We start from the raw sequence: 15,587 nt of genomic DNA, 5'->3' as shown, positions 1-15,587 counted from the left end.
ATTCTAATAACGTAAATATATAATTGTCATTCCCGTCATAACATCTGTGAATGATTGTTGTTGGGCTTCCAGAAAGGTTACGGCGTTGGTTTCATTTTTTGAGTCTAATTGCTTAAAGCATTATCTTTATTTTCGCCCTATCATTACGGTAATTAACATAATTCGGGGGGAGTATGAGCAGTATTCTTAGTACCGTCGATCAACGGACTAATCTGGTGGGGGAGAACCGCCTCGAACTGCTGATGTTCAGGTTGGGGACGCGTCATGCGTTTGCCATTAACGTGTTTAAGGTTAAAGAAGTCATCGGTGTTCCGAAGATGAATACGATGCCGGGATCTCACGGCAATTTGTGTGGTGTGACACTTTACAGAGGGAATCCGATTCCTGTCATTGATCTGCGCAGCGCCATTCGTATGAAAAATAGTGGCGATACGAATTACGCTAATAACGTCATCATCACAGAGTATAACCGCTCCGTTCAGGGATTTCTGATTGGTGATGTATTAAGCATCGTTAATACATCCTGGCAAAATATTCAGCCGCCGCCGCAGACTATCGGTAAATCAAATTACCTTACTGCCATCAGTCAGATTGAAATTGACGGCAAGAACGAACTGGTAGAAATCATTGATGTAGAAAAAGTGCTGGCTGAGATCATCGATTACGACATTTCTATCTCTGACGGCGTGCTTGATGAGCAGGTTGTCAGTGCTATGCACGGCCGTCAGGTGCTGATTGTGGATGATTCCGCTACTGCACGTAAACAAATCAAAGATACGCTTGCCCAGATAGGATTGTCCTGCCTTGAATGCCACAATGGCGCAGAAGCCCTGGCGTTACTCAAATCATGGGCAGATGAAGGGAAGCGGCCGTCCGACCTTATCTTATTAATGTTTACTGATGCTGAGATGCCGGAAATGGACGGATACCGCTTAACTGCAGAAGTGCGCGGTGATGAGAGAATGAGTGATTTATTTGTTGCCCTGAACACGTCCTTAAGTGGCAGCTTTAATGAGGCCATGGTGGAAAAGGTTGGTTGCAACCGGTTTATCTCTAAATTTCAGCCGGATATGTTAGTTGATGTGGCGCAGCAACGCATGCGTGAACTCCTGACCAGTCAGTCAACGGCTTAGCGTTAAATCGATGAAATTACAGCCTTTCGTGAATTTTTGATGACTCACGGCTTTGGGTTTGGCGCTTGTCCTGATGTGATTTACACTTAGCCACAGTTTTTTTCCTGTGGATACGACGATGCTAAAAAAAATAAGCGTGTGCTCTCTGGTAGGGCTCACCCTCGCGCAAGGCTGCGCGCAACTCGATAATGCCGGTCATGCGGCACAGAATTCATCAGCACAGCAACAGCCCCGAAATATCATCATGGTAGTGGCCGACGGCATGGGGCCGGCTTACACCACGGCTTACCGCAACTTTGCTGATAACCCTGAAACACCTGACATCGAAGATGTCGTGTTTGACCACATGCTTACCGGCAACGCCTCTACGCATCCGGCGCCGGTTTCCGGGTATGTTACCGACTCTGCGGCTGCGGCTACAGCGTTGGCGACAGGCGTAAAATCGTATAATGGTGCTATTGGGGTGGATGGCAACAAGCAATCTGTTGAGTCGGTTCTGCAAAGAGCAAAGCAGCTCGGTCTGCGCACCGGTGTTGCGGTTACATCGCAAATCAATCATGCAACGCCCGCTTCTTATCTGGCGCACAATGAAAGCCGTAAGAATTACAACGCCATCGCTGACAGCTTTTTTGACGACCGTATTAATGACGGATTTGTCGCCGATGTCATGCTGGGGGGCGGTACCTCTTATTTCGCCCGTGATGACAGAGATCTCACCGCTTTATTTGCGGATAACGGCTATCAATATGTTGATGACTATGACCAGTTAGCTACATTGCCTGCCGGCACTGACGTGCTGGGACTCTTTGCACCGGTGGGATTGCCGGCTGCGCTGGATGACAGTAACCCGCACCGCCTGTCTTTTCTGACTAAAAATGCGATTAAGCATCTTGAGGATCCGGAGGGATTTTTCCTTCTGGTAGAAGCGAGTCAGGTTGACTGGGCAGGGCATGCCAATGACATCGGTTCTGCGATGGCGGAAATGGATGATCTGGCTGTTACCATGGAATACCTGCAAGATTATGTAGAAACACACCCTGATACACTGGTTGTGCTTACCGCTGATCACAGTACCGGCGGTTTGACAATTGGCGCAGACGGTATTTACGAGTGGCATCCTGAGTACCTGCGTAACATGAAGGCTTCGGTTTCATCCATTGCTGTCAACATGGTCAGTGAAGCCTCTCCGGCTGCGTATGCTGAAGCGCAGCTGGGATTCACTTTTGAAGATGATGACAGTGCACTGGTAGACAGTATCGCAGCACTGCCTGATTTTGAGGCCCGTGAAACAGCGTTGAAAGCATTCCTTGATAAGAAGACGAATACCGGCTGGACCACTGGTGGCCACACTGGTGTCGATGTGGAAGTTTTTGCATTCGGTGCCGGAGCAGACGCTTTTGCCGGTCAGTTAGATAACACTGACATTGCAAAGCAATTCTTTCGTTTCCTGAACAACCGTTGAGCTGAATGACAAGCGTACTGTGATAATGTTCACAGTACGCTTTGATTCATTTATCTGCTTATGTGAATCACGCCTGCTACCCAGGCAAGGCAAAAAAATAGCCGCAAATTGCGGCTATTTTTTTCATCATTGTATAAATCTACTGATTCAGAAAGTTGTCCAGGTCTTCACCGGTAATTTTGCCAATCTGAGAAAACAGATACCACAATGCAGTCACCAGCAAAATCATGCTCGGGATTACGATAACCGGATAGCTCAGCATCGTCATCCGGCCCAGTTCTTCGGTGTAGGCAGTGGTGCCGGGTTCACTGACCAGAATCATTTTCGCCAGCACATAATTTAATACTGAGGAAAGAAAAAAGGAGCTGGCAACAATGTAAGAGCTGATAGCAATTTTACGTTTGAATTCTGCCTGTTTTCCTTTCTCATCCAGCGCGCGGTTTAAATTTTCCCAGTTAATGATCTGGTCGTTAAGGATGAGCATTTTAACCAGTGGCTTTTTACCAAACTGAGTCACCAGAACTGCAATACCGATAAGCGCCGGAATGGTGGCTTCTTTAATTGCAATATATTCGGCGGGCAGTTTCAATAAACTGATACCGCCGGTAAGGATAACGCTGACAATCCCGAGAACGGAAAAACCATTCACTTTACCGGACTGCTTTAAATCCCAGATGCCGTAAACAATTGGAAAGGCGAGGGCAGCAACGATGCTCCAGGCCGGCCCCAGGTATTCGTCTCCGCTGCCGTAAGACATGATTAAAACAGGGATAACAATGTTGAACGCAAGGTTGCCGAAGAAGCCCTGGTTTTGCTGATTTTTGGTTTCTGTGGTGCCGGACATATTTATTTCGTTGTACTACGGATTGAAGGCCAGTATACGGGAATCAATTACTTCACCCAAGCCCGTGCTGCGATGAGACCGCCAATAAATCCGAATAAATGATACTCGAAAGAAATAAATGCCTTTGTTGGCAGAATGCCAAACAACATACCGCCATACATAATGGCAACCAGCACAGAAATCACCAGGTAAGGGACTTTTCTGCTCATGAAGCCTGCCAGCAATAAAAAGCCAAAGTAACCATATACCATGCCACTGGCACCGATATGGATTGCTGAGCGGCCGAATATCCATACGCCGAGACCGCCGGTGAGAAGAATGGTCAGGGTAGTCAGCCAGAATGTGCGGTTTCCCCACTGCATTGTTAACCACATAAACAGCATCAGGGGCACAAGATTCGTGATCAGATGGCTGGCAGATCCGTGTAAAAACGGCGCAGTAAAAATATAGGGCAGGTAAGGCAGTGCTCTGGGAATAATACCAAATTGATTCAGGCTGTTTCCGGTGAGGAGGTTCAGTGCTTCAATGATAATGAGTACGCCGGCAATAATGGCAAGAAAGCGAAGCTGCTTTTTAAGTTGTGGCATAGGTTTACGCAATAATGTGTGGCAGATAACGGGATAAATCCTGAGTGATCTCACTGCTGTCTTCCCGTACAGACAAACCGGCAGGCATATCGTCTACCAGCCAGCTACCGATCAGTGTGTAATTTTCAGCAAACCGGGGCAGGGCAGTAAACGCCTGGATCACAACGCCTTCCTCTCCATACGGACCGTCGGAGAGTTTGGTTTGCTTACCATTTTCAATCAGGCTGATATTTGCCCCTTCTCTTGAGAACAGCGGTTTTTGAATCCATTTGCCGGTTTCCGGGCCCGGCGCATTATCGGGGAAGTAGGCAGGCAACAGATTGGGATGGCCAGGAAACATTTCCCATAAAAGGGGTAACAGAGCCTTATTGGACAAAATGGCTTTCCATGGCGGTTCTATCCAGTTTGTACCGGCACCTGACAAGGCATCACCGAAACTTTCCCTCAGCATGAATTCCCAGGGATAGAGCTTGAAGCATTCAGTGACGGGATTATCTTTTAAATCCGTAAACGCGCCGGTATCTGCAAGGCCTATGTCTTCAATGTATAGAAACTCTGATTGCAGACCTGCTGCCTGAGCACAATCCTGCAAATATTGTACGGTACCTCTGTCTTCATCGGTGTCCCGGCAACAGGCGAAATGCATGTGACGGATGCGGTAGTAAGCTGCGATTTCTTCAAACCGGTGAACTAACTTTTCCTGTAAGGAATTAAACTGATCGGCGTGTCGGGGTAAATTTCCCCGGTCTACCTGCTGTTCAAGCCATAACCATTGCCAGAAGCCGGATTCATACAAGGACGTGGGCGTGTCTGCATTGTTTTCCAGCAGCTTAGCCGGACTTTTACCGTCATAGACTAAATCCAGCCGGGAATAGAGTGAGGGGGCGTTGTCCTGCCAGGACCGGAGAATGAATTCACGGTGAAGGGCGGGGATTTGAAAGCGGTCCAGCCACTCTTCGTCACGGATGACCTTATCTACTGCTGCCAGACACATCTGATGCAATTCAGCGGTAGGGTCTTCTATATCCTGCTCAATTTGTTTCAGTGAAAACTGATAATAAGCAGATTCATCCCAATACGGCTCGCCGTACATGGTGTGGAAATGAAAGCCGTACTCAGCGGCCTGCTGTTTCCAGTCAGGCCGCTCTCTGAGCGGAATACGAAGCACGGGATCAGCTGCCCCAGCTTCCGGAACGGCTGCTGCTACCCCAGCTTGATTTGGCTCTCACAGAGCTGCCGAAACCACCGCGGCTGACAGTACGGGTAACGGTGGGCTTGGGTTTATAAACAGACGGACTGACTTTGTAATTACGCTTGCGGATGTCACCGTCAAACACATAGCCATCTGCAGTCACCCATTTTGAGCGGAACGGCGAATACGGGGAATAAGAGGTATAAATGGGTTGTGAATAGTAAGGGCGGGGGGAGAGCAACTGGCTGACCATAAACCCTGCCATGAACGGCATGAAGAAACTGCCACCTGAATTATTAACTTCACGGCACTGATTCGGACCGAATTCATACTCGCAGTCATATTCAGAATTAAAACGGGGACTGGTACGGGACGCTTCATCGAGGGCAGTCTGGTAAGCTGCATCACAGCGTTCTGCCGCGTCAGGATAATCCGTTTTACAATCTTCCAGCGAGGTATAAATCTGTGCATCCTGACGGTCGTCTGCACAACCGGTTGCCATTATACCGGCAATCCCTACGGCCAGAGGCTTTAGTGCAAACCCTTTGCGCATTTTGCGCAAATCTATGTAACGACTTCTTTTCCGGGTCATATCTGTCTCCGAATCAGTATGTCATACAAGCAGCGTTCAGCAGACCCACTGCCACTGACATGGCAGCAAGCATGATCCCTGCGGAAACTTCATTGTTGTTAATGCGTTCTGCGATTTTCGGCATAAAGGTAAAGCGCAGCAGTGCAAATGCAAATGACTGGGCGACGATGGCAATCACGCCCCACAGCGCGAAATCCACAATGGATACAGCATTAGAAGCTGCACCTGAAAGGGCGATAGCGAAGCCAATCAACGCGCCGCCAAAACCGGTGGCCGCAGCTACATTCTGTTCCTCTTTGACCAGTTTCCATTCGTCATGCGGGGTGACCATGGCGTATACGATTTTAAATACAAACAAAAAGGCGACAGAGATAGCAAAGTACAAGGCGAAATTATCCAGCCCTGCTAATGATTGAATGATAGTGTCCATTAGGTATGTATCCTTTTATTAACCGTTAATAGTAATGTCGGCGGGCTCAATATCGAACCCTGTGCTTATCACCAGACAGCGGTCTGCATTGTGACCTACAATTTTTTCTTCACCGGCTACCAGCAGCGACTCTGTGCGTCCGTTATCAAGGGGACGTTCATACAGCATCATAAACTGGTCAGTTGTACTGACATCACCATCTTCTTCATAGGTGGTTTCAGTTACAGCAACCGGCGGTGATATTTCACCGACAGCGTCCCATACACGGTGATAATCGTGTCCGTTCAGTGTGTAAACGGGCTTTGAAATCACAGAACTCAATGCTTCTTTCCACTGGGCTTCATTGCCGATGGTTTTGGTTTCGTAAAAGTACCACAGCTTTACGTCGGTAATATGGTTTTCTGTGAGACCACCATCAGTGACAATTTGCAGGAAGCCGTCATCGTCAGTGTAATAACGCAGCAAAGTTCCACCACTGTCCAGCGGGGCTTCTCCCACCGCCTGAATCAGTTGGGAACGGGCCGCGCCTTCGATGGTAAGTTGCGGTTCCAGCAGCTTAAGTTTCAGATCATCCAGTTCAAATGAACCGCCCAGATATAATCCCATGATTTCAGGAGATTTGGGTTTTGCTTTTTCTGTGTCTTTCTTACTTCTGCCAAACAATTTGCCAAACATTGATTACGCTCCTAATGTCTGCCAGTTAATATCGTTCAACCGGCTGCCGGCGATGTAAAACACTTTGTCACCGCCACAAATGGTATGTGAGAAATCAGGGTTGAGAACCATATTTTTATACACGCCGCCGGGGGCGTAGCCAATAAGAATGGCGTTATATTCACGTTTAAAATTATTAAACACATGCTCTACGGCAAGAGACTGGATATCCGCCGGCACCTGGGCTGAAAATTGTGCCTGACCGTCGTCAACGCTGATTAAATCGTGATGCAGCATACTGGAACCGGGATCAAAAGCTGCTTTCGCCAGCATTTCAACGGCCACTGACGGTGTACACTCTACTTTCGGGCAATGCATCTGCAGCAGGGGAACCAGCGTATCGTCAGTAAAGTACGCGACTTTGTGGGCATCCGGATTGCGGTTAGTGCAATAAAGGGCTGTGGTTAACGTCACGTCATCCTGCGGATTGTCCATGAGAATGGTTCTTGCGGTGGCGACGCAGGCCTTGTCCATATCTTCATCGCGGTTAAATGAATCAACTTTCACAAATTCAATTTTGTCCGGCATGGGGTTGTGAATATCTGCTTTTACACATAGCACGATTTCCGGCTTATCCGGCAGGGCTTCCCGCTCTTTAAGCAGTAAATCCAGCAACAGCAGAGTTTTGTTTTCATTCCAGCCGATAACCAGAATGTGATTTTCAACATGTAATGGTTTCATTCCTAACAGTCCTCTTTGCCAGTGATGGCTCACCCATGCCGCAATGCGGCCCACTACCATCGCGAAAATACTCAATCCCACCGGAATTACATACAGCGATACGATAATTTTACCTGCCGGTGTGACCGGTGACAGATCGCCATAACCGACAGTTGAGGCGGTAACAGCCATCCAGTAAAAAAAGTCTGCATTGCTGGTCAGCGCTTCTTCTCCGGCCGCAGACAGCATCAACCATGCAAGTAAGCCGTAAATAAAAGTGATGGTGACAATGGTGTACCAGCGGGATTCGGAAAAATACCGCAGCATGAGTTTACGAATGTGGGTCCATGAAGCCATGGTGTATGGATGCGTCCCTGATGATTATTTCTGAGCTAAGCAGTATGACGTAAAAGCAATTTCCGGTGCAAGTCACAAAAAGTAAGGGGGCGTGTCAGCCCCCTTAGCATTAATTACTTACCCAGAATCCGGCTCAGTTCATCATCTGCAGATGATTTTCCGCCTTTGATACCTGCCTCAGACAGGCGTTTTTCCAGATCGCTGGTGGACTCTTCAGCCGCCAGCTCTTCGGCAGCCTGCAACTCAGCGGTGCGAAGTTTTTGCTTTTCCTGAATCCGCGATAAAGATTCGGTCGCAGTCTTCATTTTACTGTTCGCACCCATATGGCGTGAAGATACAGCTACCTGCGCTTTTTGCACACTTTCAGTCGCCTTTACCATATCTACCTGCTGTTCCAGGCGGCGCAGGTTTGCTTTGGCCTGCTGAATATTTTGAGCCAGTTGCTTCTCGGATTGTTTGAACTGGTCAAGGTATTGCTGTTCCTGTTCCTGTTCAGCTTTCAAATCAGACACTTTTTGTGCACAATCCAGTGCCAGTTGACGGTCTGTTTCAACTGCCTTGCGGGCATGGGCTTCGTACTCAGCAATAGACGCGCTGAAGCTGTCTACTTTCTGCTGCGATAATTTGCATTTCGCCAGGATTTGCGTGCGGGCGTGGTCAGATTTACGTAACTCTTCTTTCGCTTCACGGATCTCCTGCTCAAGAATTCTGATAGCCTGACTGTCGGCTACGGCTTGGGCAGCTTCAGTGGCACCACCTTTCACAGCTGTTACTAATTTTTTCCAAACAGACATTCGCTTCTCCTGTCGGGTTACTTTAAATGCGTTTCGTAAGCATCTAAGAAAGACGCTACGTTTTGAAACAAGGTTTCAACTTCGATCACGATACTTTCAGGCTTTGACTGGGCACTCAGTGCGCCAAAAGCTGTGTAGTATTCATCACCACCAATGGTGGAAATACCTACTGTCGTCAGCGGAAATACCATGTGCGTTGACAGAATCTCGTGATCCAAAGCCGGCTTGTCTTTTACATCGGAAGCCGGGAATAACAGACTTTCCACCAGAATTTGCTCGCCACTCAGTGCCAGCCAGGCGTCAATGCCATCCTGATTAGCAATGAGAAGGCAACCTTCTTCACGGGTGATGACAAAGTCGTCGTGTTCTTGCAAGAGGGATTCAAGCTTTTCCAGATCCCACGTCATAACGTCTCTCCTTTACGATTGAAGCGAAAATGTCGACAACACTGTAAACGACTTTTAAAGTGCACGACAACATTCACGGGGTTCAGTGTAGACAGGTTGGGGCAAAGTAGTCAATAATCAATACCTCTCTTATGTGTAAAAAAGTGTGTTTTTGTAAAAAATAACTCACAAATGGTGGTTTTCTGATGGCGAAAAATAATTGGCGGCAAGCGGTGGCAAGGCTGGTAAAGTCAGAAATGTCGGTGAGAGGTGTTAAATATCAGGCACTTAGTGACCGGTTAGCCGAAATTGGGGTGGAGCAGAGTGCAGATAACCTGCGAAACAAAGTGAATAAAGGTATTATGGGGGCTGATTTGTTTTTGCAGATCATGATGGTGTTAAATGCCCGGCCACTTGCTATGCAGGCCGTCGGTGACATTCTTAACGATATGGATGATGACTGAGACGTCCACCAGGGTAACCGGGGATTAAGGTAATCCTGTGAAACAGATAAAAAAAACCCGGTAAAGCTACCGGGTCAGAATAGGATCTGTTTGGGAGAACATCATCACTATCTGTACGTATCTTAAGCGTTTAAGTCCGCGCTGTATATTGTTTATGCGTATTTCGGTATATATATAGTTATCTAAAAATATACGTGCGTATATTTACGAGTTTTAATTTACTGATTTTGAAGTGAAAAATGAAGTTATCTGATTTTAGTTTCGAGCTGCCAGAGCATTTGATTGCCAAATATCCTACAGAAAAACGTCGTGCCAGCCGTCTTCTGTGCCTGGATGGGAATACCGGTTCAGTTAGACATCAGCAGTTCGCTGAGATGCTGTCTCTGGTAGATGAAGGTGACTTGCTGGTATTCAATAATACCCGGGTAATTCCTGCGCGGCTGAGAGGTAAAAAAGCCTCCGGCGGCCAGGTGGAAGTGCTGGTAGAGCGGATCTTAGATAATAATCAGGTACTGGCCCACGTGCGTGCCAGTAAGGCGCCCAAACCCGGTACTCAGTTGTTGCTGGAAGAAAAGGTGCACGTCACCGTGACGGGCAGGGAAGGCGCGCTATTTCTCATTCATTTTGATGATGCGGCTTCAGTACTTTCTCAACTTGAGCAATATGGCCATATGCCGCTGCCTCCTTACATTGACCGTGCTGATGAAAGCAGTGATAAAGAGCGTTACCAGACTGTTTATAATCAGAAGCCCGGCGCAGTGGCTGCACCGACAGCCGGATTACATTTTGACGACGACATGCTGACCGCCCTGCGGGCTAAAGGTGTGAATCTGGCGTTTGTTACTCTGCACGTCGGGGCCGGCACATTTCAGCCGGTGCGTGTTGATAATATTCAGGAACACGTTATGCACTCGGAGTATGCCGAAGTGCCGCAGAATGTGACAGACGCCGTAGTGACCACTAAAGCTGCAGGAAAACGGGTTATTGCCGTGGGTACCACTTCGGTGCGTTCACTGGAGTCGGCTGCAAAAGCCGCCGGTGATGACCTGATCCGGCCTTTCTTTGATGATACTGATATTTTCATCTATCCGGGTTTCAATTTTAAAGTCGTGGATGCCATGTTCACGAACTTTCATTTGCCGGAGTCCACACTGATGATGTTGATCAGTGCATTTGCCGGCAGAGAACATGTCATGAAAGCCTATCAGGATGCCATTGCAAATGAATACCGTTTCTTCAGTTACGGCGACAGCATGTTCATTGAAAAAGCGCAAAGCCAGCCGGCATAAACAGCAGGGTTGCGTTTAATTTCAGGGTTACCGCGCTGCAGAGCATGATCTGTACGCTGAAACTGGTATAATCGCCGCCAAATTTTTTATTTACGCCAGCTGCGCATCGCCCGCTGGTGATTTCGGGATACAGTTTTTAATGCAATTTGAACTACTTAAAACCGATGGCAAAGCCAGACGCGGCCGTCTGGTATTCGACAGAGGCGTGGTAGAAACACCGGCTTTTATGCCTGTAGGCACCTATGGCACTGTAAAAGGGATGACCCCTGAAGAGCTGAAGGACAGCGGCGCGCACATTTGCCTGGGCAATACTTTCCACCTGATGTTGCGTCCGGGCACCGGTATCATAAAGCAACACGGTGATCTTCACGATTTTATGCACTGGGATAAGCCAATCCTTACTGACTCCGGTGGTTTCCAGGTGTTCAGTCTTGGCGACCTGCGCAAGATCACCGAAGAAGGCGTGACCTTCCGTTCACCGATCAATGGTGAAAAAATCTTGCTGACACCTGAAAAATCCATGGAAGTGCAGCGGGATCTCGGCTCTGATATCGTCATGATCTTTGATGAATGTACTCCTTATCCGGCAACGGAACAGGAAGCGCGGATCTCTATGGAGCTTTCTTTGCGCTGGGCCAAACGCAGTAAAGAAGCCCACGGCGATAATCCGTCGGCATTGTTTGGTATTGTGCAGGGCGGTATGTATGAAGGTCTTCGTGACGTATCGCTGGCCGGCCTTGAAGAGATTGGCTTTGATGGTTACGCCATTGGCGGTTTGTCTGTGGGTGAGCCCAAAGAGGACATGATCCGCATTATTGAACACACAGCACCTAAAATTCCGCAGGACAAGCCCCGTTATCTGATGGGTGTGGGTAAACCGGAAGATTTAGTGGAATCCGTTCGTCGCGGCATTGATATGTTTGACTGCGTAATGCCAACACGGAACGCCCGCAACGGTCATCTGTTTGTCACTGAAGGTGTGGTAAAAATCCGCAACGCCAAACATCGCAACGATACGTCACCACTGGACGAAAACTGCGATTGTTACACTTGTAAAAACTATTCACGCTCATATCTCCATCATCTGGACAAATGTAATGAGATCCTGGGCGCCCGTCTGAATACGATTCACAACCTGCGGTATTACCAGCGTGTCATGCAAGGTTTGCGTGATGCCATTGACGCAGATGATTTAGACGGATTCGTAAAAGAATTTTACGCACAAAAAGGTTTGCCGGTTCCGGCACTATAACAACAACATTTAAAAAATGAGGAAATTATGAGCTTGTTTATTTCTAACGCTTACGCGCAATCCGCCGGTGGTCAACCACAGGGTGGCGGTTTCGAAATGCTCATTATGCTGGGTGTATTCGGTCTTATCTTCTACTTCCTGCTTTATCGCCCGCAAGCCAAGCGTGTTAAAGAGCACAAAAATCTGGTCTCTTCACTGGGCAAAGGGGATGAAATTCTCACCCAGGGTGGCCTGGTAGGACGCATCACTAAGGTATCTGAAGAAAAAGACTTTATTGAAATTGCGTTAAACGATGAAACCAATATCGTCATCCAGAAAACCTCTGTTTCTGCAGTGCTGCCAAAAGGCACGATGAAATCGATTTAAGCTATGCTGCCAGAGCCGGGATTTTCCCGGCTCTCTGGTAAAAGGAAGTTCCTGTGTTAAATAAAAACTCGATCTGGAAAGTGCTGGTGGTCATTTTTATTATTGGCCTCTGTGCATTATATGCACTTCCCAACATTTACGGTGAAGATAACGCCGTGCAGATTTCTGCCGGACGCGATGCAAAAGTTGATGAACAACTGGTTACCCGCGTTCAGGACGCACTGAAAGCCAACAATATCAGTGTTAAGAAAACCGAATTCGAAAACGAGCAAATCCTGGTTCGCCTGAACAGCAGTGATGCACAGCTTCGCGCCCGTGAATTACTGGAAAAAGAACTGGGTACAGATTATTACGTCGCTATGAACCTGGCGCCGGATACGCCGGAGTGGCTGGAAAACCTGGGTGGTTCTCCCATGAAGCTGGGTCTGGATTTGCGTGGCGGTGTTCACTTTCTGATGGAGGTGGATATGAGCGAGGCAATCAAGAAATCGCTGGAAGATGCAGAAAACGGTTTCAGAACCTCGCTGCGTGAAGAAGGTCTGCGCTACCGCACCGTGTCCCAGCATGATGATTATCTGGATATCACGTTCCGTGATCAGGAGACGCTGGAAAAAGCAGAGTTCTTCCTGCGCAACCAGAACCGTGACCTGAGCTTTGAAGAAGTGGAGGGCATGAAATTACGCGCCGCTTTCTCTGAGGCCAAATTATCTGAAATACGTGACAACGCAGTAAAACAAAACATCACCATCATCCGTAACCGTGTAAACCAGTTAGGTGTTGCTGAGCCTGTTGTACAGAAACAGGGCGCAGACCGTATTGTGGTGCAGTTGCCGGGTATTCAGGATACCGCAAGGGCAAAAGAAATTTTGAATGCCACTGCAACGCTGGAATTCCGTATGGTGGACTTAGACCATGACGTTGCTGATGCTGTTAATGGCCGTGTGCCGGCCGGGTCTCAACTGATTAACGACCAGAGCGGCCGTCCTCAGTTGCTTGAAAAACGCATCATGCTTACCGGTAACCACATCACTGACGCAAACAGCGGTGTTGATGAATACGGTATCCCGCAGGTTAACATCTCGCTGGATTCCGAGGGTGGTAACAAGATGTCCCGTTCTACCCGCAGCAATATCGGCAAGCCTATGGCGACGGTTTTCATCGAGTACAAGTCGACCGGTGAACGTAATGACGCCGGTAAACTGATTTTCGAAAAGCATGAAGAAGTGATCAGTATCGCAACGATTCGTGCGCAGTTGGGCAGCAGCTTCCGTATTACCGGTCTGGATTCTCCGAAAGAAGCCCGTGACCTGTCTTTACTGCTGCGTGCCGGAGCACTGATTGCTCCCATACAAATTGTTGAAGAACGTACTGTTGGTCCTAGTCTGGGTGCAGAAAACATCGCAATGGGTATGCAGGCCATCGTTTGGGGTCTGGCAGCGGTTCTGATTTTCATGATTGTTTACTACAAAGCGTTTGGCCTGATTGCCAATGTGGCTCTGGTGAGCAACCTGGTGATCATCATCGGTGTGATGTCTATGATCCCCGGCGCGACCCTGACCTTACCGGGCATGGCGGGTATTGTCTTGACCGTTGGTATGGCGGTAGACGCCAACGTACTGATTTTCGAGCGTATTCGTGAAGAACTGCGTGACGGACGCAGTCCACAGCAAGCCATTCATATGGGCTATGACAGCGCGTTTTCTACCATCCTCGATGCAAACGTGACTACCTTTATTGCCGGTATGATCCTGTTTGCTGTGGGTACAGGTCCGATTAAAGGCTTCTCCATCACGCTGATGATTGGTATTGCGACATCCATGTTTACCGCTATTCTGGTAACCCGTGTGATCACCAATGCAATCTGGGGCGGCCGCCGCGTCACTTCGCTGCCGATATAAGGAACCGTTACTATGCAATTTTTATCTTTGAACCATACGGTTAACTTTATGCGGTTGCGTGTGGCAACCATGATCCTGTCAACTGTGCTTATCCTCGGCTCACTGGTGTCGCTGGGCATGAATAGTCTGAACTGGGGTCTGGACTTCACAGGCGGAACACTCATTGAAGTGGGTTATGAAGAATCCGCTGATCTTGAGAAGATCCGTTCTGAGCTGGCCGGAGCAGATTTTGCTGATGCCGTTGTGCAAAACTTTGGTAGCAGTCAGGATGTGCTTATCCGTATCGCGCCCCGGGATGGTGTAAAAGCCTCTGCCATTGGCGACCAGGTACTTGCTGCACTGCGTGCTGACGGTGAAACCGTAGACATGCGTCGTATTGAGTTCGTTGGCCCCCAGGTGGGTGATGAACTGACAGAGCAGGGCGGTCTCGCCATGCTGGTGGCACTGCTGTGTATTCTTGTGTACGTTGCTATGCGGTTCGAATGGCGCTTTGCGCTGGGTTCTGTGGCTGCGCTGGTACACGACGTTATTCTTACCCTGGGTTTGTTTTCTGTATTGCAAATCGAATTTGATTTGACTGTACTGGCCGCCGTGCTGGCGGTTATCGGTTACTCGCTGAACGATACCATCGTTGTGTGCGACCGTATCCGTGAAAACTTCCGCAAGATTCGTAAGGGTGAGCCTACAGAGATTGTAAATATCTCTCTGTCGCAAACCTTGAATCGTACCATCATTACTTCACTGACCACGGTGCTGGTACTGGTTGCGCTTTTCTATAAAGGCGGTGCGCTTATTCACGGTTTCGCAACAGCGCTGCTGTTTGGTGTTGCGGTAGGTACGTACTCTTCAATCTACATTGCCAGCTCTGTTGCGCTGGCACTGGGGATCAGTAAAGAAGACCTGATGCCGCCGCAGGTAGAGAAAGAAGGTGCCGATATGGACCCGCTTCCGTAAACAAATACGGGAGTACGATATTGAAGAAGGTCGCTTTGTCAGCGGCCTTTTTTATGACCTGTTTGCCGGTATTTAATGACGGTTTATATGGTGGAATGTGAACAGCCGTTATAAGTTACAGAATCTTTTCAGGGCAGCAATAACAAAAAAGGCCAGCGGGTTTGCGCTGGCCTTTGAAAGCATTTTAACTTCCGTGGAAGTGTGCTTCCTGAT

The 15,587-nt window shown here is 48.3% G+C and carries 17 protein-coding genes; 8 read left to right on the top strand and 9 right to left on the bottom strand.

What is annotated here, in order from left to right:
* Nucleotides 1–173: 173 nt before the first annotated feature.
* Together ACXAH4_RS12455 and ACXAH4_RS12450 are read left to right on the top strand one after the other, a co-directional pair.
* Nucleotides 174–1,133, top strand: coding sequence for a chemotaxis protein CheV (locus ACXAH4_RS12455; protein ID WP_474882091.1), 960 nt, complete (start codon nucleotides 174–176; stop codon nucleotides 1,131–1,133).
* Between the two features lie 118 nt (nucleotides 1,134–1,251).
* A complete protein-coding gene (locus tag ACXAH4_RS12450) occupies nucleotides 1,252–2,595 on the top strand; it encodes an alkaline phosphatase (protein WP_474882089.1) in 1,344 nt (447 codons plus the stop codon).
* Between the two features lie 139 nt (nucleotides 2,596–2,734).
* Here ACXAH4_RS12450 and ACXAH4_RS12445 read toward each other — a convergent pair whose 3' ends face one another.
* The 9 genes from ACXAH4_RS12445 to ACXAH4_RS12405 all read right to left on the bottom strand — a co-directional run bounded on the left by ACXAH4_RS12445 (nucleotide 2,735) and on the right by ACXAH4_RS12405 (nucleotide 9,172).
* The gene (locus tag ACXAH4_RS12445) at nucleotides 2,735–3,439 is read right to left on the bottom strand and encodes a VC0807 family protein (protein WP_119502038.1); all 705 of its coding nucleotides are present in this window, start codon (nucleotides 3,437–3,439) and stop codon (nucleotides 2,735–2,737) included.
* 47 nt (nucleotides 3,440–3,486) lie between these two features.
* Entirely contained in the window at nucleotides 3,487–4,026 is a 540-nt protein-coding gene (locus ACXAH4_RS12440; RefSeq protein WP_474868370.1) for a rhomboid family intramembrane serine protease, read from the bottom strand.
* Nucleotides 4,027–4,030: 4 nt separating this feature from the next.
* Complete coding sequence (locus ACXAH4_RS12435; RefSeq protein WP_474882087.1) at nucleotides 4,031–5,194, bottom strand: glutathionylspermidine synthase family protein; 1,164 nt, start codon at nucleotides 5,192–5,194, stop codon at nucleotides 4,031–4,033.
* Nucleotides 5,195–5,198: 4 nt separating this feature from the next.
* Nucleotides 5,199–5,810, bottom strand: coding sequence for a DUF1190 family protein (locus tag ACXAH4_RS12430; protein WP_474842647.1), 612 nt, complete (start codon nucleotides 5,808–5,810; stop codon nucleotides 5,199–5,201).
* A gap of 13 nt (nucleotides 5,811–5,823) precedes the next feature.
* Entirely contained in the window at nucleotides 5,824–6,240 is a 417-nt protein-coding gene (locus ACXAH4_RS12425) for a DUF350 domain-containing protein (protein ID WP_474842646.1), read from the bottom strand.
* An 18-nt stretch (nucleotides 6,241–6,258) separates the two neighbouring features.
* Nucleotides 6,259–6,915 carry a YjfK family protein gene (locus ACXAH4_RS12420; protein ID WP_119502034.1) on the bottom strand — a complete coding sequence of 219 codons (657 nt, stop codon included), beginning with the start codon at nucleotides 6,913–6,915 and terminating at the stop codon, nucleotides 6,259–6,261.
* A 3-nt stretch (nucleotides 6,916–6,918) separates the two neighbouring features.
* Nucleotides 6,919–7,971: a potassium channel family protein gene (locus ACXAH4_RS12415; RefSeq protein WP_474882086.1), complete on the bottom strand. Its 1,053-nt coding sequence runs from the start codon at nucleotides 7,969–7,971 to the stop codon at nucleotides 6,919–6,921.
* A 113-nt stretch (nucleotides 7,972–8,084) separates the two neighbouring features.
* Nucleotides 8,085–8,765, bottom strand: coding sequence for a PspA/IM30 family protein (locus ACXAH4_RS12410; protein WP_119502033.1), 681 nt, complete (start codon nucleotides 8,763–8,765; stop codon nucleotides 8,085–8,087).
* 17 nt (nucleotides 8,766–8,782) lie between these two features.
* The gene (locus ACXAH4_RS12405; RefSeq protein WP_119502032.1) at nucleotides 8,783–9,172 is read right to left on the bottom strand and encodes a DUF2170 family protein; all 390 of its coding nucleotides are present in this window, start codon (nucleotides 9,170–9,172) and stop codon (nucleotides 8,783–8,785) included.
* A gap of 185 nt (nucleotides 9,173–9,357) precedes the next feature.
* Here ACXAH4_RS12405 and ACXAH4_RS12400 point away from each other — a divergent pair, with 185 nt between their 5' ends.
* From ACXAH4_RS12400 to secF, 6 genes are all read left to right on the top strand, one after another.
* Nucleotides 9,358–9,615, top strand: coding sequence for a DUF6471 domain-containing protein (locus tag ACXAH4_RS12400; protein ID WP_119502031.1), 258 nt, complete (start codon nucleotides 9,358–9,360; stop codon nucleotides 9,613–9,615).
* 239 nt (nucleotides 9,616–9,854) lie between these two features.
* The gene (gene queA / locus ACXAH4_RS12395) at nucleotides 9,855–10,904 is read left to right on the top strand and encodes a tRNA preQ1(34) S-adenosylmethionine ribosyltransferase-isomerase QueA (protein WP_474882084.1); all 1,050 of its coding nucleotides are present in this window, start codon (nucleotides 9,855–9,857) and stop codon (nucleotides 10,902–10,904) included.
* Between the two features lie 139 nt (nucleotides 10,905–11,043).
* The gene (tgt, locus tag ACXAH4_RS12390) at nucleotides 11,044–12,156 is read left to right on the top strand and encodes a tRNA guanosine(34) transglycosylase Tgt (protein ID WP_119502029.1); all 1,113 of its coding nucleotides are present in this window, start codon (nucleotides 11,044–11,046) and stop codon (nucleotides 12,154–12,156) included.
* Between the two features lie 27 nt (nucleotides 12,157–12,183).
* A complete protein-coding gene (gene yajC / locus ACXAH4_RS12385) occupies nucleotides 12,184–12,522 on the top strand; it encodes a preprotein translocase subunit YajC (RefSeq protein WP_119502028.1) in 339 nt (112 codons plus the stop codon).
* Nucleotides 12,523–12,575: 53 nt separating this feature from the next.
* Nucleotides 12,576–14,420: a protein translocase subunit SecD gene (gene secD / locus ACXAH4_RS12380; protein WP_119502027.1), complete on the top strand. Its 1,845-nt coding sequence runs from the start codon at nucleotides 12,576–12,578 to the stop codon at nucleotides 14,418–14,420.
* A 12-nt stretch (nucleotides 14,421–14,432) separates the two neighbouring features.
* Nucleotides 14,433–15,374 (top strand): protein translocase subunit SecF, encoded by a 942-nt coding sequence (gene secF / locus ACXAH4_RS12375; protein WP_119502026.1) that lies wholly within the window; start codon nucleotides 14,433–14,435, stop codon nucleotides 15,372–15,374.
* Nucleotides 15,375–15,587: the final 213 nt, after the last annotated feature.

It is taken from the genome of Alteromonas sp. ABV2_168 (assembly GCF_056161165.1).
This window is presented reverse-complemented; position numbering and strand designations above follow the sequence as displayed.

Excerpts from the sequence above, each read along its gene's own strand:
- ACXAH4_RS12455 (WP_474882091.1), top strand. The coding sequence starts at position 174 with ATGAGCAGTATTCTTAGTACCGTCGATCAACGGACTAATCTGGTGGGG.
- ACXAH4_RS12450 (WP_474882089.1), top strand. The coding sequence starts at position 1,252 with ATGCTAAAAAAAATAAGCGTGTGCTCTCTGGTAGGGCTCACCCTCGCG.
- ACXAH4_RS12445 (WP_119502038.1), bottom strand. The coding sequence starts at position 3,439 with ATGTCCGGCACCACAGAAACCAAAAATCAGCAAAACCAGGGCTTCTTC.
- ACXAH4_RS12440 (WP_474868370.1), bottom strand. The coding sequence starts at position 4,026 with ATGCCACAACTTAAAAAGCAGCTTCGCTTTCTTGCCATTATTGCCGGC.
- ACXAH4_RS12430 (WP_474842647.1), bottom strand. The coding sequence starts at position 5,810 with ATGACCCGGAAAAGAAGTCGTTACATAGATTTGCGCAAAATGCGCAAA.
- ACXAH4_RS12425 (WP_474842646.1), bottom strand. The coding sequence starts at position 6,240 with ATGGACACTATCATTCAATCATTAGCAGGGCTGGATAATTTCGCCTTG.
- ACXAH4_RS12420 (WP_119502034.1), bottom strand. The coding sequence starts at position 6,915 with ATGTTTGGCAAATTGTTTGGCAGAAGTAAGAAAGACACAGAAAAAGCA.
- ACXAH4_RS12415 (WP_474882086.1), bottom strand. The coding sequence starts at position 7,971 with ATGGCTTCATGGACCCACATTCGTAAACTCATGCTGCGGTATTTTTCC.
- ACXAH4_RS12410 (WP_119502033.1), bottom strand. The coding sequence starts at position 8,765 with ATGTCTGTTTGGAAAAAATTAGTAACAGCTGTGAAAGGTGGTGCCACT.
- ACXAH4_RS12405 (WP_119502032.1), bottom strand. The coding sequence starts at position 9,172 with ATGACGTGGGATCTGGAAAAGCTTGAATCCCTCTTGCAAGAACACGAC.
- ACXAH4_RS12400 (WP_119502031.1), top strand. The coding sequence starts at position 9,358 with ATGGCGAAAAATAATTGGCGGCAAGCGGTGGCAAGGCTGGTAAAGTCA.
- queA (WP_474882084.1), top strand. The coding sequence starts at position 9,855 with ATGAAGTTATCTGATTTTAGTTTCGAGCTGCCAGAGCATTTGATTGCC.
- tgt (WP_119502029.1), top strand. The coding sequence starts at position 11,044 with ATGCAATTTGAACTACTTAAAACCGATGGCAAAGCCAGACGCGGCCGT.
- yajC (WP_119502028.1), top strand. The coding sequence starts at position 12,184 with ATGAGCTTGTTTATTTCTAACGCTTACGCGCAATCCGCCGGTGGTCAA.
- secF (WP_119502026.1), top strand. The coding sequence starts at position 14,433 with ATGCAATTTTTATCTTTGAACCATACGGTTAACTTTATGCGGTTGCGT.